The 25,583-nt window shown below is 70.6% G+C and carries 26 protein-coding genes and 3 tRNA genes; 8 read left to right on the forward strand and 21 right to left on the reverse strand.

The window, feature by feature from the left end; genetic code table 11:
* The first annotated feature begins 24 nt into the window (after window positions 1–24).
* Window positions 25–3,108: a BTAD domain-containing putative transcriptional regulator gene (locus tag AB0B91_RS28090; RefSeq protein WP_358326031.1), complete on the forward strand. Its 3,084-nt coding sequence runs from the start codon at window positions 25–27 to the stop codon at window positions 3,106–3,108.
* On the opposite strand, the gene AB0B91_RS28095 is transcribed toward AB0B91_RS28090, so the two are convergent.
* Window positions 3,105–3,776, reverse strand: coding sequence for a hypothetical protein (locus AB0B91_RS28095; protein WP_358325566.1), 672 nt, complete (start codon window positions 3,774–3,776; stop codon window positions 3,105–3,107). The two genes, AB0B91_RS28090 and AB0B91_RS28095, sit on opposite strands and share 4 nt — an antisense overlap.
* Window positions 3,777–3,816: 40 nt before the next feature.
* Here AB0B91_RS28095 and AB0B91_RS28100 point away from each other — a divergent pair, with 40 nt between their 5' ends.
* On the forward strand, window positions 3,817–4,443 hold the full coding sequence (locus tag AB0B91_RS28100; RefSeq protein ID WP_358325569.1) for a helix-turn-helix domain-containing protein: 627 nt from the start codon (window positions 3,817–3,819) through the stop codon (window positions 4,441–4,443).
* A 7-nt stretch (window positions 4,444–4,450) separates the two neighbouring features.
* Here AB0B91_RS28100 and AB0B91_RS28105 read toward each other — a convergent pair whose 3' ends face one another.
* The 10 genes from AB0B91_RS28105 to AB0B91_RS28150 form a co-directional block, all read right to left on the reverse strand.
* The gene (locus AB0B91_RS28105; protein ID WP_358325572.1) at window positions 4,451–5,194 is read right to left on the reverse strand and encodes an FCD domain-containing protein; all 744 of its coding nucleotides are present in this window, start codon (window positions 5,192–5,194) and stop codon (window positions 4,451–4,453) included.
* A gap of 33 nt (window positions 5,195–5,227) precedes the next feature.
* On the reverse strand, window positions 5,228–5,629 hold the full coding sequence (locus AB0B91_RS28110) for an ACT domain-containing protein (protein ID WP_358325575.1): 402 nt from the start codon (window positions 5,627–5,629) through the stop codon (window positions 5,228–5,230).
* Window positions 5,622–6,782 carry an aminotransferase class I/II-fold pyridoxal phosphate-dependent enzyme gene (locus AB0B91_RS28115; protein WP_358325578.1) on the reverse strand — a complete coding sequence of 387 codons (1,161 nt, stop codon included), beginning with the start codon at window positions 6,780–6,782 and terminating at the stop codon, window positions 5,622–5,624. The genes AB0B91_RS28110 and AB0B91_RS28115 overlap by 8 nt, the downstream gene beginning before the upstream one ends.
* Entirely contained in the window at window positions 6,776–7,774 is a 999-nt protein-coding gene (locus AB0B91_RS28120) for an aldo/keto reductase (RefSeq protein WP_358325581.1), read from the reverse strand. The genes AB0B91_RS28115 and AB0B91_RS28120 overlap by 7 nt, the downstream gene beginning before the upstream one ends.
* Window positions 7,775–7,776: 2 nt before the next feature.
* On the reverse strand, window positions 7,777–8,931 hold the full coding sequence (solA, locus tag AB0B91_RS28125) for an N-methyl-L-tryptophan oxidase (protein ID WP_358325583.1): 1,155 nt from the start codon (window positions 8,929–8,931) through the stop codon (window positions 7,777–7,779).
* A gap of 21 nt (window positions 8,932–8,952) precedes the next feature.
* On the reverse strand, window positions 8,953–9,720 hold the full coding sequence (locus tag AB0B91_RS28130) for an amino acid ABC transporter ATP-binding protein (RefSeq protein ID WP_358325585.1): 768 nt from the start codon (window positions 9,718–9,720) through the stop codon (window positions 8,953–8,955).
* The gene (locus AB0B91_RS28135) at window positions 9,717–10,619 is read right to left on the reverse strand and encodes an amino acid ABC transporter permease (RefSeq protein WP_358325588.1); all 903 of its coding nucleotides are present in this window, start codon (window positions 10,617–10,619) and stop codon (window positions 9,717–9,719) included. The genes AB0B91_RS28130 and AB0B91_RS28135 overlap by 4 nt, the downstream gene beginning before the upstream one ends.
* Window positions 10,620–10,622: 3 nt before the next feature.
* Window positions 10,623–11,684 carry an ABC transporter substrate-binding protein gene (locus AB0B91_RS28140; protein ID WP_358325589.1) on the reverse strand — a complete coding sequence of 354 codons (1,062 nt, stop codon included), beginning with the start codon at window positions 11,682–11,684 and terminating at the stop codon, window positions 10,623–10,625.
* An 82-nt stretch (window positions 11,685–11,766) separates the two neighbouring features.
* On the reverse strand, window positions 11,767–12,744 hold the full coding sequence (locus AB0B91_RS28145; protein WP_358325592.1) for a hypothetical protein: 978 nt from the start codon (window positions 12,742–12,744) through the stop codon (window positions 11,767–11,769).
* Complete coding sequence (locus AB0B91_RS28150) at window positions 12,741–14,015, reverse strand: lyase family protein (protein ID WP_358325595.1); 1,275 nt, start codon at window positions 14,013–14,015, stop codon at window positions 12,741–12,743. The genes AB0B91_RS28145 and AB0B91_RS28150 overlap by 4 nt, the downstream gene beginning before the upstream one ends.
* A gap of 203 nt (window positions 14,016–14,218) precedes the next feature.
* Here AB0B91_RS28150 and AB0B91_RS28155 point away from each other — a divergent pair, with 203 nt between their 5' ends.
* Window positions 14,219–14,677, forward strand: a complete 459-nt coding sequence (locus AB0B91_RS28155) for a hypothetical protein (protein ID WP_358325598.1) — start codon at window positions 14,219–14,221, stop codon at window positions 14,675–14,677.
* Window positions 14,678–14,685: 8 nt separating this feature from the next.
* On the opposite strand, the gene AB0B91_RS28160 is transcribed toward AB0B91_RS28155, so the two are convergent.
* Window positions 14,686–15,435, reverse strand: coding sequence for an MBL fold metallo-hydrolase (locus AB0B91_RS28160; protein ID WP_358325601.1), 750 nt, complete (start codon window positions 15,433–15,435; stop codon window positions 14,686–14,688).
* A gap of 27 nt (window positions 15,436–15,462) precedes the next feature.
* Entirely contained in the window at window positions 15,463–17,031 is a 1,569-nt protein-coding gene (locus AB0B91_RS28165; protein WP_358325602.1) for a Coagulation factor 5/8 type domain-containing protein, read from the reverse strand.
* A 151-nt stretch (window positions 17,032–17,182) separates the two neighbouring features.
* Between AB0B91_RS28165 and AB0B91_RS28170 the strand changes: the two genes are divergently transcribed.
* Window positions 17,183–17,509: a DUF4235 domain-containing protein gene (locus AB0B91_RS28170; RefSeq protein WP_358325605.1), complete on the forward strand. Its 327-nt coding sequence runs from the start codon at window positions 17,183–17,185 to the stop codon at window positions 17,507–17,509.
* A gap of 21 nt (window positions 17,510–17,530) precedes the next feature.
* Here the strand turns inward: AB0B91_RS28170 and pstS are convergent, their stop codons facing one another.
* The 3 genes from pstS to AB0B91_RS28185 all read right to left on the reverse strand — a co-directional run bounded on the left by pstS (window position 17,531) and on the right by AB0B91_RS28185 (window position 20,261).
* A complete protein-coding gene (pstS, locus tag AB0B91_RS28175; RefSeq protein WP_358325608.1) occupies window positions 17,531–18,601 on the reverse strand; it encodes a phosphate ABC transporter substrate-binding protein PstS in 1,071 nt (356 codons plus the stop codon).
* 169 nt (window positions 18,602–18,770) lie between these two features.
* Window positions 18,771–19,559 carry an SDR family NAD(P)-dependent oxidoreductase gene (locus tag AB0B91_RS28180; protein WP_358325610.1) on the reverse strand — a complete coding sequence of 263 codons (789 nt, stop codon included), beginning with the start codon at window positions 19,557–19,559 and terminating at the stop codon, window positions 18,771–18,773.
* Window positions 19,560–19,595: 36 nt separating this feature from the next.
* On the reverse strand, window positions 19,596–20,261 hold the full coding sequence (locus AB0B91_RS28185; RefSeq protein ID WP_358325613.1) for an NAD(P)H-dependent oxidoreductase: 666 nt from the start codon (window positions 20,259–20,261) through the stop codon (window positions 19,596–19,598).
* Window positions 20,262–20,357: 96 nt separating this feature from the next.
* Between AB0B91_RS28185 and AB0B91_RS28190 the strand changes: the two genes are divergently transcribed.
* Complete coding sequence (locus AB0B91_RS28190) at window positions 20,358–20,867, forward strand: MarR family winged helix-turn-helix transcriptional regulator (RefSeq protein ID WP_358325615.1); 510 nt, start codon at window positions 20,358–20,360, stop codon at window positions 20,865–20,867.
* Window positions 20,868–20,984: 117 nt separating this feature from the next.
* Here the strand turns inward: AB0B91_RS28190 and AB0B91_RS28195 are convergent.
* From AB0B91_RS28195 to AB0B91_RS28215, 5 genes are all read right to left on the reverse strand, one after another.
* Window positions 20,985–21,059 (reverse strand) — tRNA-Val (locus AB0B91_RS28195).
* A 1-nt stretch (window position 21,060) separates the two neighbouring features.
* Window positions 21,061–21,134, reverse strand: a tRNA-Cys gene (locus AB0B91_RS28200).
* 15 nt (window positions 21,135–21,149) lie between these two features.
* Window positions 21,150–21,221 (reverse strand) — tRNA-Gly (locus tag AB0B91_RS28205).
* A gap of 34 nt (window positions 21,222–21,255) precedes the next feature.
* Window positions 21,256–21,777, reverse strand: a complete 522-nt coding sequence (locus tag AB0B91_RS28210; protein ID WP_358325617.1) for a hypothetical protein — start codon at window positions 21,775–21,777, stop codon at window positions 21,256–21,258.
* A 132-nt stretch (window positions 21,778–21,909) separates the two neighbouring features.
* The gene (locus AB0B91_RS28215; RefSeq protein ID WP_358325619.1) at window positions 21,910–22,659 is read right to left on the reverse strand and encodes an SDR family oxidoreductase; all 750 of its coding nucleotides are present in this window, start codon (window positions 22,657–22,659) and stop codon (window positions 21,910–21,912) included.
* Window positions 22,660–22,782: 123 nt separating this feature from the next.
* Between AB0B91_RS28215 and AB0B91_RS28220 the strand changes: the two genes are divergently transcribed.
* From AB0B91_RS28220 to hutH, 3 genes are read left to right on the forward strand one after another with little or no spacing between them, the layout of a single operon-like run.
* Complete coding sequence (locus AB0B91_RS28220) at window positions 22,783–23,238, forward strand: DUF4383 domain-containing protein (protein WP_358325622.1); 456 nt, start codon at window positions 22,783–22,785, stop codon at window positions 23,236–23,238.
* A 47-nt stretch (window positions 23,239–23,285) separates the two neighbouring features.
* Entirely contained in the window at window positions 23,286–23,999 is a 714-nt protein-coding gene (locus tag AB0B91_RS28225; protein WP_358325624.1) for a helix-turn-helix transcriptional regulator, read from the forward strand.
* A 16-nt stretch (window positions 24,000–24,015) separates the two neighbouring features.
* On the forward strand, window positions 24,016–25,566 hold the full coding sequence (gene hutH / locus AB0B91_RS28230) for a histidine ammonia-lyase (RefSeq protein WP_358325627.1): 1,551 nt from the start codon (window positions 24,016–24,018) through the stop codon (window positions 25,564–25,566).
* Window positions 25,567–25,583 lie beyond the last annotated feature (17 nt).

A 25,583-nucleotide genomic window follows, 5' to 3' on the forward strand; every position in this document is an offset into this window, starting at 1 on the left:
TGGCAAGCTTGGGGCGTGCGTGTGATGCTGCTCGGCCGGTTCGAGATACGCGACGATGAAGACCAGCCGGTCGAGATCCCCGGCGCGAGGGTGCGCGCACTGCTGGCCAGGCTCGCGCTCGAACCCGGCCGGGTCGTGCCGATCGACGTTCTCACCGCGGCCATCTGGGGCGATGAGCCGCCGGCGGGCAGCGCCAACGCCCTGCAGTCCCTGGTTTCCCGCTCCCGCCGGTTGCTCGGCGCCGCGGCGATCGAGTCGCAACCGCCCGGCTACCGCCTGGCGCTCGAACCCGACGACGTCGACGTCACCCGGTTCGAGCGGCTGACGACCGCCGGCAGCCTCGCGGCGCTCCGCGCGGCCGAAAGCCTGTGGCGGGGGCCCGCGCTCGCGGATCTCGCCGACCTGCCGTTCGCCGCCCCCGCGGGGGTACGCCTGGCCGAGCTGCGGTTGTCGGCCACGGAAGAGCGGCTGGAGCTGGAGCTGGCCGAAGGCACCGACATCCTGGGCGAGCTACGGCCGCTGGCCGCCGCGCACCCGTTGCGCGAACGCCTGCAGGGCCTGCTGATGCGTGCCCTCTACGCGGCCGGCCGGCAGGCGGACGCGCTCGACGCCTACGAGCGGACCCGGAGCACGCTGGCCGACGAGCTCGGGGTCGATCCGTCGGCGGAGCTGGCCGAGCTCCACCTGGCGATCCTCCGCCACGATCCGCGGCAGCAGTCCCGCAGCCGGACCCGGCGCACCAACCTGCGCGCCCAGGTGACCAGTTTCGTCGGCCGGGAGCAGGAGCTCGCGCAGCTCGCGAAGGCGCTGGAAGCCGGTCGGCTGGTCACCGTCGTCGGGCCGGGCGGCGCGGGCAAGACGCGGCTGGCCGCCGAGGTCGCCGACCGCTCCGCCGAGCTCGCGCCCGACGGCGTCTGGCTGGTCGAGCTGGCAGCGGTGACCGAGCCGCTCGACGTCGCCCACGCGGTGCTCACGGCGATCGGCGCCAGAGACGCCGGCTGGTTCGAGTCCGAGGGCGCAGCGGCGCACCGTGACGCGACCGGCCGGCTGGCCGAGGCGCTGGAGGGCCGGCGTGTGCTGCTGGTCCTGGACAACTGCGAGCACGTCGTGTCGGCCGTCGCCGTGCTGGCCGACCGCCTGCTGGGCGCCTGCCCCGACCTGCGCATCCTGGCCACGAGCAGGGAGTCCCTGGCCATCGGCGGCGAGAGCCTCTACCCCATCCCGCCCCTGGAGTGGCCGGCGGCCACGGTCCACGATCCGCGGACCTATCCGGCCGTGCGGCTCTTCATCGAGCGCGCGCTCTCGGTCCGTCCCGGCTTCGTGCCGGACGAGGGCAGCCTCGCCACCGTCATCGAGATCTGCGCACGGCTCGACGGGATGCCGCTGGCCATCGAGCTGGCCGCCGCGCGGATGCGCGCGTTGAGCGTCGAGCAGATCGCGGCCAAGCTCGACGACCGCTTCCGCCTGCTCACCAGCGGCAGCCGTACGGCCCTGCCACGGCACCGGACCCTGCAGGCCGTCGTGGACTGGAGCTGGGATCTGCTGTCCGGCCGCGAACGCGAACTCGCGATGCTCCTGGCCGCCTTCCCCGGTGGCGCCACGCTCGGCGCGCTCGAAGCGGTGAGCGGGCCAGAGGCCGCCGACGTGCTCGACGCCCTCACCGCGCTGGTGGACAAGTCCCTGGTCGAGCTCTCCGGCGAGCGCTATCGCATGCAGGAGACCGTCCGGTCGTACGGGATGGCGCGGTTGATCGAGGCCGGACAGGACCGGGCGGTCCGCGACCGGCACGCCCGCCACTTCCTCCGGCTCGCCGAAACCGCCGACGCCGAGCTGCGCGCGGCGGACCAGCTTCACTGGATGGCGCGACTGCGGGCCGAAGACGACAACCTCCTGGCCGCGCTGCGGTACGCGGCCGAGGCGGCGGACGCGGAGCTGGGCGTGCGGCTCCTGGCGGCCCTGTGGTGGTTCTGGTATTTGCAGGGCCGCAACATCGAGGGCATGCACTGGGCGCGCGGCATCCTGGACCTGCCCGGCGAGGTGCCCGACGCGCAGCGCCCGGTGCGGCTGGTGCTGGAGGGGTTCGCCCACCACGGGCTCGGCGCGGCCGAGGCGGCCCGGCAGGCGGTCGACACCGGCATCGAGCTGCGTGACCGGCTGGACGGCGAGCTGTCCGGGCGGGTCCTGCTGCTGTTCGCGCCCGTGTGGCTGGGCGATCCGGCGGGGGCCGCGCGGGCCGCCGGACGGATGCTGCCGCGGCTCACCGGCTGGGAACGGGCGACGACGCTGTTGATGCTGTCGATCATGGCGGAGAGCGAGGGCGACATCACCCGGGCCTTCACCCTCCTGGAGGAGGCCCGCCAAGGGCTGCGGGCCCTCGGCGAACGCTGGGCCCTGTCCTCGGCGTTGCGGATGCTCGCCGAACACCAGGCCCGCCAAGGCGACCTGGCCGCCTCGATCGACGCGCGGCTGGAGGCGCTCCGCCTGGCCGGCGAGCTCGGCATCCTCGAAGATCAGGCCGCCATCCTGGCCTACCTCGCGATCTCGCGCGCCCGGCTCGGCGAGCTCGACCTGGCCCAGGCCGACATGGAGGCGGCCTGGGAGTTCGTGGAGCGGCTGCGTAAGCAGGAGGGCATCGAGTACGTCCGGCTGGCGCGGGCCGAGGTCCTGCTCAGACGCGGCGAGCGGGCGGCGGCCCGGCGTGAGCTCGACGCGGTGGAAGCCGCGACCCCCTACTCCGCGGTCCGCGCGTCGGCCGGCTGCTACCGGGCGATGGCCGCCCTGCTCGACGGCGACGTGGCCGGCGCCCGGCCGCTGCTCGACACCGCGATCGAGCTGGCCGCCGACGCGGCGGACATGCCGACCCTGGCCGGCGCGGCACACCTGTGCGCCGCGCTCGCGCTGGCCGACGGCGAACCCGCGCGGGCCGCCCACCTGCTCGGCCTGGCCACCGCGCTGCGCGGGACCGCCGACCTCAGCGGGTTCGACAATCTGCTGCGGCCCGCCGAACGCGCCCGCGCCCTGCTCGGCGACGCGGCGTTCGCCTCGGCCTACGACAGCGCCGCCGCGCTCACCCGAGATGTCGCCGTCCAGGCCGTACGGCGGCGCTAACGCGTCTGGTCGCGGTTGAGGCGGATCAGCGTGATGCCGTACGTGATGATCCAGACCACCCACATCAGCCAGCCGAGCAGACCGAGCAGGCCGAGCGGACCGGCGTGGTCGATGACCAAGGGGGCGAGGGTGGCCGAGCCGAACATCAGCGCGGCCGACACCAGCCCCCAGGTGCCATGCCATGACCGGAGGAGACCGGCACGCAGGCCGCCGATCGACAGGCCGAGCATGGCGAGGGCCAGAAAGGTGCCGTTGAGGGTGAACAGCGCGCCGTGCAACCCCCAGAGCCCCGAGCTCGCCGTGCTGTCGTGGGCGAGCGCGAGGCGGATCGCGATGATCCCGGCGAAGGCGGCGTTCTGCAGGGCCAGGCCGGTGAATCCGAGCAGCGACCAGGCCTCGCCCCGGTCGTGCTCGGACCGCCGCAGCGCGGAGACCGCGCCCGCGCCGAACAGCGTGGCCAGCACCCAGGCGGCGGGGGTGAGCGCGGAGGAGATGCCGACGATGCCGCCCTTCGCGCCGAAGAACGCGGTGACCTCGCCGATCTCGGCGCCGGTGAGCGGCAGGCCGGCGGGGACCGCGATCACGTTGCTGAGGACGATCAGCCCGGCGAAGCCGAGGGCGGCGATACCGCTGATCTGGGGGAAGCCCATGGTGGGTTGTCGTAGCATGTATTCATTATAAACAGCGTAAAGTCATGTGGAGTGAATCATGGATGCAGAGCCGGGCCGGCGCCGCTACGACTCGTTGCGCCGGACCACACAGGCGCAGGAGACGCGGGCCGAGATCGCCCAGGCCGCCCGCCGGCTCTTCGTCTCCCAGGGGTGGGCGGCGACGACCGTACGCGACGTGGCCCGCGAGGCGGGGGTCTCCGTGCCGACGGTCTACTCGACGTATGGGAACAAGGCCGGGCTGACCCGGGCCCTGGCGGACGCGGCCGACCTGTCGGCCGACGTGCCGCGGATGCTCGCGGAGCTGGAGGCCCCGGCGACGGACCCCGGGCGGCAGCTCGCGGCGATGGCCGCCTATGACCGGCGGCTGTTCGAACGCGCGGGAGACATCATCACGCTGGTGCGCGAGGCCGGCCGTACCGAGCCCGAACTGGCGACGACCTACCGCGACGCCCGCGGCCGGGGCGACGAGACCCGGGTCCAGGTGTTCTCCTCCTGGCCGGCCGGCGTCCTGCGATCCGGCTTGGACGTGCGGGCGGCCGTCGACATTTATGCGGCCGTCTGCAACATCGACGTCTACACCACGCTCACCACCGAACGCGATTGGTCACCCGATCGAGTCCAGCGGTGGTGGAGCGAGGCGCTGGCCCGCGAACTCCTGGCCTGAGGTGTCCCTAGGGGCCGGCCGCGTCGTCCACGGGCAAGGGGCGGGCTTTGAGGCCGGCGAGCATCTCGTCACGGAAGAACCTCAGGTGCTGCCGCCAGATCTCGCCCGCCCGCTCGGCGTCGCCGTCCTCGATGTACTGGATCACCATCCGCGCCTCGTCCATGTGGCCCTTGCGGGTGTGGTCGGGGATCAGCGCCTGGGAGCGGAGCGCCACCCAGCGTGGCGACTCGGTGTAGCGCAGTGCTTCCTCCAGGGCCCGCTCCAGGATGGGGTTGCGGGCGGCGCGGGCGATGGCCCGGTGAACCGGCAGGTCGCTCTGGTAGTGGCCGGTCGTGCGGAACTCCTCTTCGAGCGCTCGGCCCATGGCCTTCAGTTGTTCGATGTCCTCGGGGTAGCGCTTGGCCGCGGCGAGCTCGGCGAGCTGTGGTTCCACGGCGAGCCGGGCCTCGAAGACCTGGGTCGGCAGCAGCTCGATGCCCCAGTTCTCCACATGCGAGGCGGTGGCGACGACGACGTTGCCCCGCCCCTGATAGGACTGGATGATGCCGGCGAGTTCGAGGGCGGCGAGCGCCTCGCGGAGCGTGGGGCGGCTGACCCCCAGCCGCTGGGCGAGGTCGCGCTCCGAGGGCAGGCGCTCATAGCGCTCGATCGGCTGGTCCCGGATGGCCGTGACGATCCGGTCCGCGACCTGCGCGGCCGCACTGCGTACCACGACCGGGGCGAACAGATCGTCAGGGGGTTCGGTGTTCATCTCACATCCATCGTGAAGGGAGGGTACGCCTGGCTATACCGGGGTGACGGTGTGACCCGCTGCGGCCAGGGTCGCGAACGCGGCATCCGCCTGTTCGGACCTGACCAGAACGTAGTCCGTGTCATAGGTCGAGACCACGAAGATCGGGATATTGGCTTCGGTGAGTGGCCCGGCGATCGACGCGAGGATGCCCGTCAGGGAGAAGTCCAGCGGACCCGCCACCACCAGGCAGGTCCAGCCGGGCTCGACCCTGGCCTCCGCCCGTGGGGCGAGAGCCTCGGGGCAGACGAGGGACAGCTCGTCGGCGGTCCTGGTCAGGCAGTAGAGCGAGCCCGTTCCCGTGACCGGGACGGTGTGCTCGGCCGCGGGGTCCATGCGGCACACCGCGTACGTCTCGGGAAGCACGCGCAAGCTCACGCGCGGGGTCTCAGTCATGGGCGGGATCCTGTTCGGCCATGGCGCGCACCACCGGTGTCATGGCCTCAAGTGCCTGGGCCACGTAGTCGAGGCCGAATCCGACGTTCATCCGGAGATAACCTTCGCACCCGAAATACACCCCCGGGCAGATCAGCGTGGAGGCGTCGACACGTAGACGATGCCCGACCTCGACGGAGTCAAGCGCGGTGGCGAAGCGGACGAAGGCCAGGGGAGTGGCCATCGGCCGGTGCGCCGTGACGAGGCCCCCGAGTGACCGCTTCCAGTCCTCGAACAGGGCCCATCCCTCGCCCATCGCCGCGCGGTTGCGGCCGAGGATGCGGGCCGCGGTGTCCGTTTGCAGCGCGAGGGCGGCCAGGACGTTGTCCAGGCGCCCGGTCGCGATGGCCGCGTACTCGTGACGCCGCCACAGCTTCCGGATGACGTCGGGCGGACCGGCTGCCCAGCCGACGCGCAGGCCCGACAGTCCGTACGACTTGGACATGCTGTTGACGCCGATGACCCGGTCATAGCGGCCGACGAAGGTACGGGCGGGGGCGGCCGGGTCGTGCTCGCTGCCGTGGTAGACCTCGTCGGCGACCAGCCAGGCGCCGCAGCGTTCGGCGATCTCCACGATGGCGGTCATCTCGTCCTCGTCGAGGATGTAGCCGACCGGGTTGTTGGGGTTGCAGACGTAGATGACCGAGGTGCCGGGGACCGCCAGGTCGCTGAGCGCCCGCAGATCCGGCCGCCAGCCGCGCTCGGGATCGAGCCGGAAGGCGCGCACGTCACAGCCCCGGTTCCTGGCCAGACCCCAGACCTGCTGGTATCCCGGCTCCATGACGATGACCCGGGAGCCGGGCGGGCAGTAGGCGTCGACGATGGCGGCATTGGCCTCGGAGGCGCCGACGGTGACCAGGACGTTGTCCGCCGTGAGGTCACCGCCGAGATAACCGGCTGCGATGAGCTCGCGGAGCTCCCGCTCGCCGTTGACCTCGGGGTAGTACAGCTCGGTGGCCAGCAGCGCCCCGAGGTCGGCTTCCGGGCCGAGGAGCTCGGCGAGCGAGACCGGGTCGATGGTGCTGTCGGAGAGGTTGAACCGTACGGTCTGCTCGTAGTCGGACTGCCAGTTCTCCAGCTCGAAGCGCTGGTAGGGCGGCGAGGTGTTCACCATGCGTATGCCTCCGGTGCTGGGCCGGACGCGGGGAAGACGGCGTCGAGCGCGGCCAGGTCTGAGGGGGACAGGTTCAGTTCGGCGGCGGCCAGCCCGTCCCGCAGGTGCGCCAGGGTGCGGGCGCCGACGACGGGAGCGGTCACTCCGGGCTGGTGGCACAGCCACGCCTGGGCGACGGTGGCGGGCGGGTGACCGAGTTCGCCGCACAGCGCCTCATAGGCGGCGATGCGGTCGCCCCACCGGTCGAGCTGGGTGGTGGCCCGCGAGCTGGCGCTGCGGGCGGCGGTGCGGGTCTTGGCGAGGATCCCGCCGAGCAGCCCGGAGTTGAGCGGGCTGTACGGGAGCACGCCGATGCCATAGGCGCGGCAGGCGGGCAGGACCTCCAGCTCCGCCGCGCGCTCCATGAGGTTGTAGATGCTCTCCTCGGCCACCAGGCCGAACAGCCCGCGGGCCTGGGCGGCCTCCTGCCCTTGCACGATCTGCCAGGCGGCGAAGTTGCTGGTGCCCGCGTACCGGATCTTGCCCGCCTGCCGCAGGTCGGTGAGCGCCTCCCAGATCTCCGGCCAGCCGGTGGCGCGGTCGACGTGGTGCAGCAGGAAGATGTCGAGGTGGTCGGTGTTCAACCGGCGTAGCGACGCCTCGCAGGCTCGCCGGATGTGCCGGGCCGACAGGTACATGTCGTTCGGGCCCGGTCCCATGCGGCCGTACGCCTTGGAGATCAGCACGATCTGGTCGCGCCGGCCTGGACGGTCGGCCAGCCAGCGGCCGATGATCTGCTCGGTGAGCCCCTTGGCGGGATCGTGGTCGGCGATGGTGCGGTTCGCGTCGGCGCCGTAGACGTCCGCGGTGTCGAAGAGGTTGACTCCCGCCTCGACGGCTTCGTCCATGATGAGGCGGGCGTCGTCCTCGGAGGTCTCGGGGCCGAAGTTCATGGTGCCGAGGGCGATGGGGCTGACGCGCAGCCCCGAGCGGCCGAGAGGGCGGTACTCCACGGTCAGCTCTCCTTCCCGGCGAAGCGATCCGGTGAGAACCGGTCGAGAGGGATGTCGCAGGCCCCGTCGAGGGCGAGGTCGACGGTGATGTCCCCGATCCCGGCGGCGTGCTTGAAGCCGTGGCCGGACATCCCCCCGGCCAGGACCAGGGCGGGCGCGCCGGAGGGAACGCCGATGACGAAGTCACCGTCGGGAGTCTTGGAGTTCATGCAGGCGGCGGCGGCGACGGCACGCGGGGTGAGGCCGGGGAACGCGGTTCGGCAGAACTCCTCGGCCGGGAGCAGGTCGCTCTCGCTCACCGGGTAGTCGTTGTCGCGGGCGTGGTCGAGCCACCGTTTGGGCGCGGTGGGACCCGCGCCCACCTTCACCCCTCTGCCGTCGACGTCCGGAATGCCCCAGCCGTCGACCGTCCCGCTCTCCCGGATGAAGACCGGAAACACCTCGGGCCGGTACGACTCGCGGTCCGGGCCGGTGAACCAGGAGAGCAGCGAGCGTTGCACGCGCAGGGGAAGAGCCAGGTCAGGCAGCAGGTCGGTGAACCAGGCCCCGGTGGCCACGATCGCGCGCCGGGCGTTGAAGGTGCCGTCGCCGGTCTCCACCCGTACGCCGCCGTCGTCGTGGCGCAGCGCCGTCACCTGGGTCTGGAAGTGCAGCCGGGCGCCGGCCGCCGCGGCACGGCTCAGGGCGGCGGCGATGGCCGCCTCGGGGTCGAGGACCCCGGCTCCGGGCTCCAGCACGGCCACATCGCCGGCGATGGTGGCGTGCTGGGGGTAGCGGGCGGCGAGTTCGTCCGGCTCCAGCAGCAGGTGTTCGATGTCGGCCTCCTTCGCGCAGCGCAGCGCGTCGTCGATGAGCGCGCCATCGCGGGGGCCGATGCACAGCCCGCCGGAGCGGCGGAGCAGCGTGGTCCCCGACTCCGCCTCCAGCCGCTGCCAGAGGGTGTGCGCCCGCTCGACGACCGGGATGTACTCGCGGCCTTCGAAGAGGGTCTTGCGGAAGATCCGCGAACCGCCGTGCGAGGAACCTCGGTCGTGGGCGATGCCGTACTGCTCTATGCCGATCACCGAGGCGCCCCGGGCGGCCGCGCGCCAGGCGGCCATGGAGCCCATGGCGCCGAGCCCGAGCACTGCTATGTCGTAGGTGTTGCGGATGGTCATGAGAGAGGACTCCTGGTGGTGCTAGAGCACTTTGGACAGGAACGCCTTGGTCCTGTCGTGCACGGGATTGCCGATGACCTGCGCGGGCGTCCCGGATTCGACGACCACGCCGTCGTCCATGAAGACCAGGGTGTCGCCCACTTCGCGGGCGAAGCCGATCTCGTGCGTGACGATGATCATCGTCAGGCCCTCGCCCGCCAGGTCGCGCATGACGTCGAGGACCTCGCCGACCAGTTCGGGGTCCAGGGCCGAGGTGGGTTCGTCGAACAGCATGAGTTTGGGGCGCATGGACAGGGCGCGGGCGATGGCGACCCGCTGCTGCTGGCCTCCCGACAGCCTGCGCGGGTAGGCGTCGAGCTTGTCGCCGAGTCCGACCCGGCGCAGCAACTCCACCGCCCGGTCGCGGGCGGGCTCCCGCGACTCTCCCCGCACCATGACGGGGCCGGCCATCACGTTCTCCACAGCGGTGTAGTGGGAGAAGAGGTTGAAATCCTGGAACACCATGCCGATCTCGGCCCGTTGGCGGCTGAGCGCGCGGGCGGACAACTCGTGCAGCCGGTCTCCCGACTGGCGGTAGCCGATCAGTTCGCCGTCGACCCAGATCCGGCCGGACTGGATGCGCTCCAAGTGGTTGACGCACCGCAGGAAGGTGCTCTTCCCCGACCCGGACGGGCCGATGACGCACATGACCTCTCCGCGCCGGACTTCCAGGTCGATGCCCTTGAGCACCTGGTGACGGCCGTAGCTTTTGCATACGCGCTCGGCCCGCAGCAGGGGTTCCCCGGTCATGTCAGTCCCTCCTGGCGAGGCCGCGACCGGCGGAAGCGCCGGTCCGGGCGGTCGGCGTCGGGCGAGAAGTGCCGCTCGACGAAACTCTGCGCGACGGTGAGCAGGGAGGTCACGAGCAGGTACCACAGACTGGCCACGATCAGCAGTGGGATGGTCTGGAAGGTTCGCGAATAGACGATCTGGGCGCTGTAGAGCAGATCCGGGATGGCCAGCACGCTGACCAGGGAGCTGGTCTTGAGCATGGAGATCGTCTGGTTGCCGGTCGGCGGGATGATGACCCGCATCGCCTGGGGAAGGACGATCTTCCGGGTGGTCTGCAGTCCGGTCATGCCCAGCGCGTTGGCCGCCTGGATCTGGCCGGGCGGCACGGACAGGATCCCGGCCCGGACGATCTCCGCCATGTACGCCGCCTCGTTGAGAGCCAGCCCCAGGATGGCCGCCGTCATCGGGGTGATGACCTGGTTGGCGTCCAGGGAGAGCAGATCCGGGCCGCCGAACGGAAGACCCACCGCGATCCTCGGGTACAGCGCGCTGATGTTGAACCAGAAGACCAGCTGGACCAGGAGCGGAGTGCCGCGGAAGAACCAGATGTAGCTGCTTGAGGTGCTGGACAGCAGCTTGTTCGCAGACCCCTTCATCACGGCGAGGACGATGCCCATCAGGACACCGATCACCATGGACACACAGGTGAGCTGGAGCGTCAGCAGCAGGCCGGACAGGATGGTCCCGTCCGTCAGCCACCGCGCCACCACGTCCCACTGGTAGCGGGGGTTGGTGAAGGCGGAGGACACGACGCCGACGATCAGGACCGCGGTCACTCCCGCCGCCAGCCAGCGGAAGGGGTGCCGTTGCGGGACCGCCTTGATGGTGAGGTCGGGGCGATCTGATGGGTACGCCATGGCCTAGGCGCAGCCCTTCATCACCGGCTGGAAGTAGTACGTGTGGCCGGCCTTGATCTCGTCGGGATCGGTGAAGATCTTGGACTCGATCACCGTCCCGTCCGGTCCCACGCCCCAGGGAGCCGAGACCTTCTCGTAGTCCGCGCTCAGCGTGGCCCCCTCGACGGCGACACCCGTGCCCCAGGTCTTGGCGATCTCGGCGTAACCGCCGGATTTGATCAGGGAGTTGATGCTCGCCTGCAGGGCCTTGAGCAACGGTGTGTTGCCCTTGGGGACCGCGATGCCGGCGATGCTGTGGCTGGTCTGGTACGTACTGATCACGCACATCGCGTTGCCGGAGTGAGCCGCGGCGTATTCGACCTGGGGCTTGTCTCCGACCGCGATGTCGGCCCGGCCGGACTGCAGGGTGAGCACCACGACGTTCTGGTCGGGGATCTGCAGGACCGTGATGGGCTTCTTGCCGTTCTTGGTACACGTGGCGCTAGCCTCGGTGACCGCGTCGACCTGGCTGACCCCCTTCTGGACCGCCACCCGGTAGCCGCAGAGCTGGTCGAAGGCGTTGACCTCGATGCCCGAACCCTTCTTGACGAGGAATCCGCCGCCGGACAGGTAGTAGGAGACGAAGTCCATCGCGTCCAGCCGTTCGTGCTCGACGCTGAAGCCCGCCATGCCGACGTCGTACTTGGCCGCCTGGAGCCCCGGGATGATGGAGTCGAAGGAGATGTTCTCCCAGCGGGCCTTCAGGCCCATGGTCTCGGCGATCGCGTTCCCGAGGTCGATGTCGAAGCCGGTGAGGGTCTTGTTGTCGTCCTTGAAGAACTCCAGCGGCGCATAGGGGGCATTGGTCGCGAAGACCAGCTCGCCGCTGGACTTGTACTTGTCGGGGACGAGCGCCTGGACCTCGGGCACCGCCGCGTTCTTCGGCGGGGCGGCCGGCGATGATCCGGTGGCCGAGGCGGCGCCGGTGGCCGGTGAGCTGCCGGCGGGGGAGCCGCAGGCGGTCAGGGCCAGCAGGCCGGCGGCGGTGAGGAAGGACAGGGAACGACACCTACGCTTGTGGGACATGGTGCTTACTCCTTGGGGGGTGTGGGACTCGAAGCAGACAGGCTCCTGCGCTCGTGCGCACGTCATGGTGGGTGATTGGGACCTAGGGGAGTCTGAAATCGAAGGGGGCGTCGCGGTCGCAGCTCAGCCGCCCGTCCTCGACGCGTACGAGCGCCGCCTGGGCGACGGAGGACTGGGAGGAGGTCGGGACCTGGTCGCCGAAGCTGTCGTGTCCCGACTGCGTGTAGTAGACGAGGTAGGCGGTCGAGTCGCCGACCGGGATCACGTCGGGGGACCGGACCGGCCCGCCATCCCCCGTCCGGCTGCCCGAGGTCGCGACGAACGCGCCGCTCTCCTCCCAGGTCAGTGCGTCATCCGACCGGTATGACGTCAGGCCGGCCCGCGACTCCGCGACCAGCCACCAGAAGCCGCCGAGCCGGAACACCACCGGGCTCTCGTGCCACTGCGGTAGCACGGTCACCGGGTCGGACCACGACGCGGGCGCCAGCGCTTGGGTGCTGACCGAACGCAGGGCCCCGCCCGCCGCCTCGTCCTTGAACCACAGGGTCCACAGCCCGTCGGGGGTACGCGCCACGCACGGGTCCACGGCGTGGTCCGTGCCGAGATCCAGCCGCCCGTGATGCCGCCAGGTCCACAGGTCGGTGCTGCTCAGATGGTGGATCCGGCGCAGCCACGGGCTGGGGCGGCCATGGGTGTCCCATGCCGGGTCGTCGGGCACGCCCCGGATGAAGGTGGTGAACAGGTGATACGTGCCGTCGTCCGAGGTGACGACCGCCGGTCCCCAGAAGGTGTTGTGCCCGGGCTCGATGGGCAGGTCGAGGGTTCCCCGGTAGAGCCAGCTCGCGCCGTGGTCGTCGGAGGACGCGAGCCCGAGCGGCGTCCCGTGGCACCTGCCGATGGAGGCGGGGCCGGACAGGCGGACGTTGGCGCGGCGGTGGGCGAAGACGCACCACCACGTGGACGTGGCAGGGTCGCGCACCAGGACCGGGTCGGTGACCCCGTCGAAGAGCGGGTCGGTGATGAGCGGCGCGAGCGGTGGCGCCGCGGTGGGGGTGGTCACTGGTCGGGTGCCTCTCTGTGCGCGTACGCGTCTCGCGCGGCCGCCTCGTAGCCGTTGGTGGTGGCGGAGGTCACGGCCGGGGCGAGCGAGCCGTGAAGATTGCGTGCGACCGCCGCCTCGTTCCAGGACAGGCCGGCGACGCAGCGATCGGCGAAGATCCGCGTGGCGGCGCTGAGCGCTGGTAACCCGGTCAGCAGGTTCAGGGTGACCACCGGGGCCATCGCCGAGACCTCCAGCTCGCCCGCGCTGACCGCCAGATGGGCCGTCGTCGCCGCGCCGGCCAGTTGGAAGGCGGTCTGCATCGCCAGCTCAGGGATGACCGGATTGATCTTGCCTGGCATGATCGAACTACCCGCCTGCATGCTGGGCAGGATCACCTCGCCGATGCCGCCGTCCGGCCCGGAGGCCAGGAGCCGCAGATCGGTGGCGACCCGGGCGACGACTCGGCCGGCCCGGCTCATCGCCTCCGTCACGGCCGCCAGCGACTCCAGCGATGCCAGCCCGTAGTACGGGTCCTCCGCGCGGCGTACCGGCGTTCCCAGGGCCGCGGCCAGGTTCCGTACCGCCAGGTCCGCGAAGCCGTCCTCGGCGCCGAGCCCCGTGCCCACCGCCGTCCCGCCCAGCGGGACCGCGAGGAGCCGCTCCGCGGTCAGGACGAGATTCTCCACCGCCTGGCCGATGCCGTACGCCTGGGACCGGTGCACCGCGCTCACCGGGAGCGGCACCGCGTCCTGCAGGCAGGTACGGCCCAGGTGCTGGAGCTCGTCGTACTCGTGGGCCTTGGCGAGCAGCACCTCCCGCAGCCGGTTCAGCGCGTCCACCGCGTCCATGGCGGCCGGGTGGACCGCGATCCCGATGGCCGTCGGCATGACGTCGTTGGTGGACTGACCCCGGTTCACGTGGTCGTTGGGGTGGATCTCGGCGTTTCGCAGGATCTGGCTCGCCCGGCGCGCCAGGACCTCGTTGACGTTCATGTGCGTCGAGGTGCCACCCCCGCCTTGCAGGATGGGGAGCACGAAGTGCCGGTCGTGCCGCCCGGCCAGCACCTCCATCCCGGCGGCGACGATCGCGTCCGCGACCGCCTGATCCACTGCACCCAGCTCGGCGTTGGCGCGCGCCGCCGCGATCTTGACGTGCACCACCGCGTGGACCAGCTCGGGGTGATCGCACAGCCGGGGGCCGGGGATCGCGAAGTTCTCCGCGGCGCGGGCCGTGTGCGCCCCGTACAGAGCGTCCGCTGGAACCAGCACTTCGCCCAACGAGTCCCGCATGGGTATGGCTGCCGTCACGTATCCCCCAGACAGGAGCAGTTGCCAGGTGGCCTGACCAATTTCTTGGACGCAGACTTCCACTGGCCAGGCCACCTGTCAAGAGGTCGCTTCGAGCTGATCTCCGGCTGGGCGGGTGGCGCATCGCAGGTCTGTCGTTCACGATGAAGGCCCGGATCCACCATCAACAGGGAAGGTCAAATTTCATGCGTTTATCTGTTTTCCTGACGCTGGGCGCCGTGGTCGCCGCAGGTCTGCTGGCGGTGCAGCCCGTGGCGTCGGCCCAGGCGGCGGTGACGTTCTACGCCGACTCCGGCGACTCATGCTTTCGCGGGATCACAGAGGGGACGCTGGACTGGCTGACGGGGCCCGTGATCCGGCCGACCGTCAAGGTCGACGGGTACCTGTCCGACGACGCCAACCTCTCGCCCTGCACCCGGGACGGCATGTACTCCACCGCCGTCTTCAACGCCTACAACGGCACCACCCTCGTCGACTCGGAGACCTACAAGGCGGACGACGCCCAGGTCCCGCTCTCCTTCACGCTGTCGGATCCGGCGGGAGTCACCGCCATGGATCGCGTGGTCGTCCAGGTGTGCCGGTTCAGCAGCTCGCCGATCGGGGTCAGCTACTGCGGCAAGGCCGCGGAGTACAAGATGCCCTGAGTCTCCGGCTACACCTCCACGACCAGGCCGTCCTCGGCGAGCTCGAGCGTCAGGTCCGCACGTCTGCCCAGCACCTGCGGGCCGGCGTGCGTGAGCACCAGCCGCTCGCAGCGCAGCCGGTCGAGGTGGGCGATGAGGTCCGGCAGGTGCAGGTGGTAGGGCACGGCCCGGTCGAAGGTGTACGCCTCGCAGACGAACAGGTGCGCGCCGTCGGCGACGTCGATCAGGGTGTCGGTCCAGGCTCCGTCACCGCTGTACGCGATCGTCCGGCCGGCGACGCCGACGCGCAGCGCCAGCGCGACGGCGCCGGCCGCGTGGTCCGCTTCGAACGCTCGGACCTCGTATCCCTCGACGTGCGCCGCCGATCCGGGCGCCACCTCGTGAACCTCGACCGCGAACCGCCTGGCGACCGACGCCGAGCCCGGGAAGAACACCTCCATGGCCTGTTCGAGGCGGGCGGCCAGACCGGGCGGCCCCACCAGGTGCAACGGCCGGAGCCGCCGCCTGAACTGGCCGTCCAGGATCAGGAACGGCAGCCCGCCGAAATGGTCGCCATGCAAGTGGGAGATCGCCACGACCGACACGTCGTTCGGCTCGTGCCCGAGGCGTTTGAGACCGGTCAAGGCGGTGGCTCCGCAGTCGATGAGCAGCGCCCCGTCACGGCCCGCGGCCCGCACGTGCAGGCAGGTCTGCAGCAGGCCACCGTCGCCGAAGGCGTTGCCGGAGCCCGTCATGGTCACCCGCACGGCAGCGTCCATGACCACCACTCTAAGATGATCGCCCCGTCATGGGGCGCGCCTGGCTGTGGCGGCTGCCCACGTGCGCAGGTAGGACTCGGCGCCCGCGGCCAGGTCCCGGACGATGTCCGGGCCGGCGATGACCCGCATGTCCTCGATCCAGTCGGGCACCAGGCCGTAGTTGGCGACGCCGTCCGTGTTGACGTCCCAGACCCGGTCGCCGGTGCGCTGCCGGTCCAGGGTCACGCTCCCGTCGAAGGAGGCGAAGGGGTAGGTCACCGGGTTCGCGGAGTTGCCGGCGCGGGGTCCGGGGAGCTTGCCCAGGCCGTTGACGTCCAGGCCGTAGCCGTACCCGGGGATCTGGTGCGCCTGCCTGAGCGGCTGGGTGCGGCGCCACTCCGTGACGAAGTCCTGCGCGTTGTGCCCGTACTGGGTGATCATCCCCCCAAGGGCGTAGATCCGGTCGAAGTAGCTCGGGTCTGCCCAGCTGTGGGAGGAGATCACGCCCGGGTAGCCGGCCGCTTCGAGGAGGGTGAGCGTACGGCCGGCGGCCTTCGCGCTCATGTGGTCGATCTCCACCAGCATGCCCCGGCGGATCATTCCCTGGACCATGTACTCGCCCAGGGCGGTCAGCCCTTTGGTGTTGCAGTGCGGCGCGGGGGGATAGACCGGCAGCGAGACCCCCGGAGGCAGCAGCCCGGCGAGCTGGTCGGGCAGCACGCCGCCGGGATCGATGGGATTGTCGTGCTCGGGTCCGGTGCAGGTGCGCGCCTGCCAGAAGGAGCCGGTGCTGAGCAGGTTGCCCAGGTTGACGATGGCGCCCTGGGTGCCGGAGTCGAAGCGCACCCCGCACAGGGCGTTGTCGTACTTGTGGCAGACGAACATGCTCCGCACGCCGAGCGCGTACATCTCGTCCAGCCCGCGGTCGATCTGCGCCCGGGTGCACTGCGGGAGGCCGAGGATCTGGCGGCAGCCGAACGGCTCGGAGGTCTCGACGCCCAGGACGACGGCGAGCTTGCCCGCCTCGACCGTCCGCCTGGCCTCGGCCGGGTCGCGCACGATCCTGAACCAGCCCTGTCCGGGCCCGCCGTACTGGGCGTCGATGTAGTCCTGCAGCTCGGTGGCCCGCTGCGCCTCCAGCCTGAGCGTGGCCATCTCGTCGCAGGAGTTCTTCCGCAGCGGGTAGATCGCGCACAGCTGGCGGTTGGCCACCAGGTCGTTGACCATGATCCGGAGCCCGCCGCGCCAGGCCCGCTCCACCCACGTGTAGTACGCCTGCTGGTGGGTCAGCGAGTCGTGCGCCGGCCAGTCGCGGAACGTGGGCCAGCCCACCGGGTCGTGGGTGCCGGTGGGGGAGCCGGTCCGGGTGAAGTTCTCGAACCAGGCCAGCTCGCCGTGGGGATAGTGGTCAGGGCAGTCCGTCAGGGCCTGGGCGATGCCGGCGGGGTCGAACGGCTTGCCGCACAGCAGCATGCCGCCGAACGCCTCGTACGAGAACAGGTGACTGTGCGCGTCGACGAACCCGCGTACATCGGATGCCGCTGACGATCTGCCCCCCGGAGAGATCAGCGAGGCGGTCAGCAGGAGGAGGACGACGGCGATGGATCGGCGGCGCATCATGGACACCTCACGCGGCTGGGGGGCCTGCCGTCAGCATCCGCCGCCTACGCCCCAGCAACAAGGCCCAAACATGAGTGCATCTCATCAATGTCGCGGGTGCATGCTGCGGGCTTTGAGGGGCAGGGGGGTGGAAACGGGATGAGGTGCGATGACGCTGCTGTACAAACCGCTGTCACTGCTGTTCGGCGTGCTGGGCGGGCTGATCGCCGGCCTGCTGTTCAAGCAGGCGTGGAAGATCATCGCGCGGGAGGATGCGACTCCTGACGCCGACGACCCGGACTACACCTGGCGGCAGGTGCTGGTGTCCGCCATGCTGCAGGGCGCCGTCTTCGGCCTGGTGAAGGCGGCCGTTCAACGCGCCGGCGCACGCGGCGTCCGCGAGGCGACCGGCCGCTGGCCGGCCGACGACCGGCGCCACGGGAGGCGAACCCGACCGCTCAGACGCGGCCGGAGATCAGGGCGAACACCTTCCTGATGTCGGCCTCGGCTCCTTCGTTCAGCTTGGGACGCCGAGCCGTGCGCGTACCTTGGCGAGGAGATCGTGCGGGAGCGGGGCGTAGCCGTACAAGGACAGGTAGGACTGGCCGCCGTCGCCCGCGGTGTAGCGCAGGAAGGTGCGTACCAGCGGGTCGGAGTTCTTGGAGCAGGTGATCTCGTAGGTGATCATGATGATGGGGTAGGCGTCCCTGCTTCTGGTCAGGTAGTCGAACTCCACCACCAGATCGCCGTTCTCGCCGACGATCCGGGCGCCTTCCAGGGCTCTGGTGGCACTTTGGGGGGAGAGCGCGACGAACTGGCCGGCGGCGTTGCGCACCTTGGCGGTGTTCAGGCGGGCATTGCTGGCGAACCCATACTCCACGTACCCGATGGAACCGGTGGTGCGCTGGACGGCCTGGGTGATTCCAGAGGAGCTCGCGACACCCTGCCTGGGCGCGGGCCACTTCCTCGATGGCTGGTACGGCCAGCCGCCCGCCGCCTTGAGATAGGTGGTGAAGTTGTGGGTCGTGCCCGACTCGTCGGAGCGGTGGACGAGCCGGATGCCGACGTGCGGCAGACGCCTGCCGCGGTTGTCGGCCGCGATCTCCGAGGCGTCCCAGGTGGTGATCCGCCCGCTGAAGATGCCGGTCAGGGTGGCGGGCGAGAGCTTCAGATCTGGCGTGGACGGCAGGTTGTAGGCCAAGGCGATGGGGCCGACCAGCATCGGCAGGTGCACCGCGCGGCTGCCGCAGCGCCTGTCGGCCAGCGCCTGTTCGCGGGGTTGCATCGCGACATCTGAGCCGGCGAACGCCGTGGTGCCCGCGATGAAGTCGCGGATGCCGGCGCCTGACCCGTTGGCCTGGTAGTCCACCCGAAGGTCGGGGTGGACCCGCTGGAACTCGGCGCGCCAGGCGTCCATCGCGCCCTTCTGCGCGCTCGAACCCGAGCCGGAGATGGACGCGGTGATCGGCGGGTTTTCGGGCACGTCGTCGCGGGTCAATATCGCGGTGCCGCTCAGGCCGACGGCGGAAGCGGTCAAGGTGAGGGCGGCGAGCACAACCGACCCGGCGATCCCTGTCGGCTTATCCATCTCATCGAGGATATGAAGCGGTCATGACAACCGTGTTGACTAATCGTCAAGTTTCTGTCTTTGCGCTGCCAAACTGGGGCAACGCAGCGGCCTCTCCACTGGAGGAGCCGACAGGTCCGCTCCCTGCCCGCGCAGCCGGACGGGGAGCGGATTCACGTGGTGCCAGGTGCTATCCGCCGATGTGTGGTGCGCGTGCGGCGGCGGAGCCGTCCCGGATCACCTCGCCGGTGAGGTTGCCATTGGCTCCCGAGCCCAGGAAGACGATGAGGTTGGCCACGTCGCCTGCGTGGGAGAGCCGGTGCGTGGGGGTGGCGGCGGCGAGGGCGTCGGTGACGAACGCCGGGATGTCGGGGCGGCTGTCGGTCAGGGTGAAGCCCGGCGCCACGACGTTGACCAGGATCCCGTCCCGGCCGCCGTTCCAGGCCAGGCTGCGGGCGAGGCCGTACAGGCCCGACTTGGCGGTCCCGTACGGGCCGGGTCCGGGCAGGCCCTCCTCCGCGACGCTCGAGGAGATCAGCACGATGCGGCCCCAGCCCTTGGCGCGCATGCTCGGCAGGACGGCGTGGACCGAGGCCGCCGTTCCGATCAGGTTGGCGCTGATCATCGCGTCCCACTCCTGCAGTGGCACGTCTTCGAACCGCAGGCTCGGGTCGGGCGGCCCGTCACCGCCCCAGCGCACGGCATTGGCGACGAGGACGTCGATCCCGCCCCAGTGTTCGACGACGCTCGCGACGGCGTGAGCGATGGTGGGCAGGTCCTCAAGGTCGAGCCGGACGAGGTGCGCCTGCCCGCCGGCGGCCTCGACATCGGCGGCCACCTTCTCCGCGCTGTCGGGGTGGTCGCGATAGGTGATCGCCACGCGGGCGCCTTCACGCCCGTAGGCGCGGGCGGTAGCGGCGCCGATCCCGGTCGACGCGCCGGTGATCAGGACCACGCGGCCGTTGAGATCCGTGTTCATGGTTGTCCTCTTTGTCTTCGCTGATCGGGTGGAGGGTCAGGACGGTGTCTCGGCGCGCACCCGGGTCGCCAGGGTGCGCACCGCGTTGAGCGCCGCGGTGTGGGAGGCCTCATGCTGCTCGCGGAACTGCGCGAGGAAGGGCATGACCGTGGCGTGGGTGAGCTCGGCATGGACGAACTCCACGTCGTCCAGTCCGAGCACGGAGAAGTAGGCGCGCAGGTAGGGCTCCTGGAAGTCGAACTGCTCGCGGGGCGTGCCCGGCCCGTAGCCCCCGCCGCGCGCGCTGAGCACCACGGCCGACTTTCCCTTGAGCGGCAGCCAGGGCAGGGTCACGCGGTCGATCCACGCCTTGAGCGCGGCGGGCACCGAGAAGTTGTACATCGGTACGCCCAGGAGCAGGACGTCGGCCGCGAGCAGCTGCTCCACCAGCGGGCGGGTGGCCGCCCAGCTTCTGGCCAGCTCGGGAGCGCCGGCGGCGACCTCGTCCATGGCCTCGATGTCGCGCACCCCGTTCACGGATGACTGGGTGGCGAGGTGGACGCGGTCCTCGTCGATGGGCGGCACCGGGTCCGCCACCAGGTCGCGGTAGGTGTAGCTCCCATCGGGATGGGTGGCCCGCCACTCGGTCACGAAGGTTCCGCCGAGCCTGCGCGAGAAGGAGTCGCTGCGTCCGCTGGCGTCCAGATGCAGAAGATGCGTCACAAGATTTGCCTCACATTCAAGATGATCTGGATTCACAATCAATATAGAGCAAGATAGTTGTGAGTCAAGAACATCTCGGCTTGCTATCATGCTGCCATGGCCATCTCTCCCGACCCCGACGGCTCGCCCGGCAGCTGGTTGCACCAGGACCTGCACTGGCTGTTCGCGCGGCTGAAGCAGGGTCTGGCCACGGCCGAGACGGCGGCCGTGCGCGAGCACGGCATGACGCTGTGGGGCTACACGGTGTTGATGGCGATCGTCGAAGTCCCCGCCCGCACCCAGCTCGTCCTCGCCCAGGCCGTGTCGGTCGACAAGAGCAAGCTGGTCCTCATCCTCGACGAGCTGGAGGGCGCCGGCCTGGTGCGGCGCCGGCCGGACCCCGCCGACCGCAGAGCGCGCATCATCGAGGTCACCCCCGAAGGGAGCCGCGCCCTCAAAGCCGCCCGCAGTGACATCGAAGCGATAGAGGACCGGCTCCTGGCCGACCTCGCCCCTTCGCTGCGGACCGCTCTGAAGGGCGCGTTGCAAGACCTCGTCGGTGAACCGATCGCGAGGGTCGAGGACGGACGGCCCCACGAAACCGCCTGCGCGCCCGACCCAGCCTGACCGCGCCTCGGAAGCCGATCAACTCCGTGCGAGGTCAGCAGGCTGACAGGGCCCGCGAACAGCGAAAAGCCCCAGTCTCCCGGCATGTGCCGTGAGCTGGGGCCTGTCAAACCAGTGTGGTGGACGATACTGGGATTGAACCAGTGACCTCTTCCGTGTCAGGGAAGCGCTCTCCCGCTGAGCTAATCGTCCTTGGAGGTGGAGACGGGATTTGAACCCGTGTAGACGGCTTTGCAGGCCGCTGCCTCGCCTCTCGGCCACTCCACCGAGCCGGAAGCTCCGAGCGGAAGACGGGATTCGAACCCGCGACCCTCACCTTGGCAAGGTGATGCTCTACCACTGAGCCACTTCCGCGTCGTCTCCGCTGGTGTGCGGTGACGAGAGAACTCTAGCGAATCCTGGCCGAGTCCCCAAACCGGAGTGTTCCCACCTGTTCGGCGTACCAGGTGATCCCGGCCACGTGCTCGGCGATCTCGCGCAGGGTCCAGTTGGGGGAGCGGGGCAGGTCCCAGGCGTCCGGGGCCGTGGCGTAGCGGTTCACGTACGCCTGGCCCAGGCGGGTCCAGCGGGAGCGGGCCTCGGCCAGGTCGAGTTCGGTGAAGCGGGCCCAGTCGGCGTCCAGCGTCACCATGCGGCCGTGCCAGTGGTCCTCCTGCGGGGTGGCGCCCGCCAGGAGCGCCTCGACCTCGGCGAGGTGGTCGATGAGGTGGTCCTGGACGCGGCGTACGGCTTTGGCCGGGGTCCACAGGTTCGCGCCGTCGGTGACGATGGGGGTGCCGTCCCAGGCGAGCCAGGTTTCGGCGAGGGTGAGACAGCGGCCGACCGCTTCGGCGACGAGCAGGGCGGGGTTGTCCGTCGCTGCGACGTTGTCTGTCGCTTCGGTGATGATGAGCGTGGGTTTGTCCGTCATGTGGTCGATCGTGGCCGAGTAATGGTTGGGCCGGCGTCTAAGCGTGGTCGTCCCTGTGCGGTCGCGACGGTGGAGCCGCTGATTGGGTCGGCGCAAGAGAGGGGCCGCTTGTGCGGGGTTCCTCGATGGCGGTCAGCCGATGGTGTGGCCGCCGTTGACGGTGATGCGTTCGCCGGTGACGAACGCCGCCGCGTCCGAGGCCAGGAAGGACACCGCGCCCGCCACGTCGTCCGGCGTGCCCATCCGGCCGAGCGGGACGTGCGCCCGGTACGTCGCGAGCTCCTCCGCGCCGATCTCGGCGTGCCGTTCGACGGGGATGAAACCGGGCGCGACCAGGTTCACCGTGACGCCGTACGGTCCCAGCTCGCGGGCCCACGCCCGGGTGAGCTCGAACTGGGCGGCTTTCGCGGCGATGTAGGCGGACATGCCAGGCAGGGCGCGGTCCACGATGTCCGAGCCGATCTGGATCACGCGGCCTCCGCCCCGCGCCTTCATGCCCGGCAGCGCAGCCTGTAGGAGGAGCGTGGGGCTCTTGACGAAGAAGTGGAGCTGGTCCAGGTGCGTCTGCCAGGTGAGATCCTCGAACGCGACCTTCGGCTGCGGGCCGGTCGCGTTGAGCACCAGCACCTCCACGGGGCCCAGCCGGTCGGTGACCTGGGCGACCAGTTCGGCCGTCGAGGTCTCGTCGGTGACGTCGCCGGCGAACGCCTCGGCGGATCCACCGGCGGCGCGGATGCTCGCGGCCACCTGCTGGGCGGTCTCGCGCTCGGAGCGGTAGTTGACGGCCACGGTATGGCCGTCGGCGCCCAGCCTGCGGGCGATCACGGCGCCCAGGCCGCGGGACGCTCCGGTGACCAGTGCGACGCCGTCTCCTGCTGCCAACGGGACCTCCATGGTTAGGCCCACCCGGGAGCCCAGAGAGATTTGGCTGCCCGCAGAGCATTCCGTGACATCAACGAGGGTAGCCGGAGAAAAACCAGAATCTACCGGGGGAGGGTTTCGAACATGAACACCCCGCACACCGGGACGGCACGATCGGCCGTGCAAGTCGCGGCGCTCATCGTAGGAGCGGTGTTCCTGCTGGCCGGCGTGCTGGGATTCATTCCCGGCATCACCACCGGCTACCGCGCCATGGTGTTCATCGGCCACCACTCCGGCGCGATGCTGCTGGGCATCTTCCAGGTCTCCATCCTGCACAACATCGTCCACCTGATCTACGGCATCGCCGGCATCGTGTTGTCGCGCACCTGGTCGGGCGCCCGGTACTTCCTCATCGGCGGTGGCGCGATCTACCTGCTGCTGTGGCTCTACGGCCTGTTCGTCGACCAGGCGAGCGCGGCCAACTTCGTGCCGGTCAACACGGCCGACAACTGGCTGCACTTCGTCCTCGGCCTCGGCATGGTCGTGCTGGGGCTCGCGCTGGCCCGCGGCACCGTGAAGAGCGGGACGGGCACCCCCTGAGGCGATGCTTCGACGGGCGGCGAAGTGTCCGTGGGTTAGCGTCAGGTATGGCCGCCGAATACATCGCGCACGACTCCGACATCGCGCCCGTCGCGGCGCTCATAGCCGATCCGACCAGGGCGGCCATCCTCACCGCCCTGCTGGGCGGTCGCGCGCTGGCCGCGGGGGAGCTCGCCCGGCTCTCCGGCGTGAGCGCCGCCACCGCGAGCGCGCACCTGTCCCGGCTGCTCGACGGGCGGCTCGTCGATGTCGTACGCCAGGGCCGCCACCGCTACTACCGTCTGGCCGGGCACGAGGTCGCCGAGGTGCTGGAGGTGCTGGCCAGGGTGAGCGCCCGGCCGCCCATCCGGTCCCTGCGCCAGTCGCGCCAGGCCAGGCTGCTGGAGGAGGCCCGTACCTGCTACGACCACCTGGCCGGACGGGCCGGGGTGGCGCTGCTCGATCAGCTGGTCCAGGGCGGGTTCCTGGTGAACCAGGAGGTCACGGACAAGGGCGAGCGGCTGCTGGGCCGGCTCGGGGTGGACGTGGCGGGGGTGCGGAAGGCCAGGCGCCGGTTCGCCCCCGAATGCCTCGACTGGACCGAGCGGCGGGCCCATCTCGGCGGGGCTCTCGGCGCGGCGGTGACCGCCGTGCTGTTCGAGCGCGGGTGGTACCGGCAGGGGACGGTTCCCCGGGCGGTGGTGCTGACCGACGAAGGCAAGGAGGGGCTGGCCGCGCTGTTCTCCGGTAAGGAGCTAACATCGCATACGCCGGTTACCTAAGCGAGAGAGTCACATCATGGGCGACAACGGAGTCGTGAACGTCGGTCCTGAACCCCTCACCTTCGACGACGTCATCAGGGTGGCCCGTCACGGCGCCGCCGTGCGGCTCACCGACGACGCCATGGCCGCGATCTCCGCGGCCCGTCAGCGCGTCGACGAGCTGGCCGAGAGCCCGGTGCCCTCCTACGGGATCTCGACCGGGTTCGGGGCGCTGGCCACGCGGCACATCGACCCGGCGCTGCGCGCCCAGCTCCAGCGCTCGCTGGTGCGCAGTCACGCCGCGGGCAACGGCCCCGAGGTCGAGACCGAGGTGGTGCGCGCGCTCATGCTGCTGCGGCTGCACACGCTCGCCACCGGTCACACCGGCATCCGGCCGACCACCGCGAAGACACTGGCCGCGCTCATCAGCGAAGGCATCACGCCGGTCGTGCACGAGTACGGCAGCCTCGGCTGCTCCGGCGACCTGGCGCCGCTGGCGCACGTGGCGCTCACGTTGATGGGTGAGGGCGTAGTGCGCGACAAGTACGGAAATGTCACCGCAGCGGAGGAGGCGCTCAAGCAGGCGGGCATCGAGCCCGTCGAGCTCGCCGCGAAGGAGGGGCTCGCGCTCATCAACGGCACGGACGGCATGCTCGGCATGCTCATCCTGGCCATCGACGACCTGACCAGGCTCGTCAGGACCGCCGACGTGAGCGCCGCGATGAGCGTCGAGGGGCTGCTGGGCACCGACCGCGTCTTCGCCCCCGAGCTGCAGGCGCTCCGGCCGCAGCCGGGCCAGGCCCTCTCCGCCGCCAATATGACGAAAATTCTGGATAACTCGGGCATCATGGCGAGTCACCGCGACCCGACCGCGTGCACCCGTGTCCAGGACGCCTACTCCCTGCGCTGCGCTCCCCAGGTGGCCGGAGCCGCCCGCGACACGATCACCCACGCCGCGAACGTGGCCACCTGGGAGCTGGCCAGTGCCGTGGACAACCCCGCCGTGCTCTCCGACGGCCGCGTCGAGTCGAACGGCAACTTCCACGGCGCCCCCGTCGCCTACGTGCTGGACTTCCTGGCCATCGTCGCCGCCGACCTGGCCTCGATGTCCGAACGCCGCACCGACCGCTTCCTGGACGTGGCGCGCAACCACGGCCTGCCGGCGTTCCTGGCCGACGATCCCGGTGTCGACTCCGGCCACATGATCGCCCAGTACACCCAGGCGGCCATCGTCTCCGAGCTCAAGCGGCTGGCCGCGCCCGCCAGCGTGGACTCGATCCCCAGCTCGGCCATGCAGGAGGACCACGTCTCGATGGGCTGGTCGGCGGCCCGCAAGCTGCGCAAGTCGGTCGACGGCCTCACCAGGGTGCTGGCCGTCGAGGTGCTCACCGCCGCCCGCGCCCTCGACCTGCGCGCCCCGCTGGAGCCCGCCCCCGCCACCGGCGCGGTGGTGCGGGCGCTGCGCGAGACCGTCCCGGGCCCCGGCCCCGACCGCTTCCTGGCACCGGAGATCGAGTCCGCCGTCCGCCTGGTCGCCGAGGGCGGCGTGGTCACCGCCGCCGAGTCCGTCACCGGCCCCCTGGCGTAATTTTTCGCGATATTTCA

The sequence above is a fragment of the Nonomuraea sp. NPDC049141 genome, from assembly GCF_040648415.1.
Lineage (GTDB): Bacteria > Actinomycetota > Actinomycetes > Streptosporangiales > Streptosporangiaceae > Nonomuraea.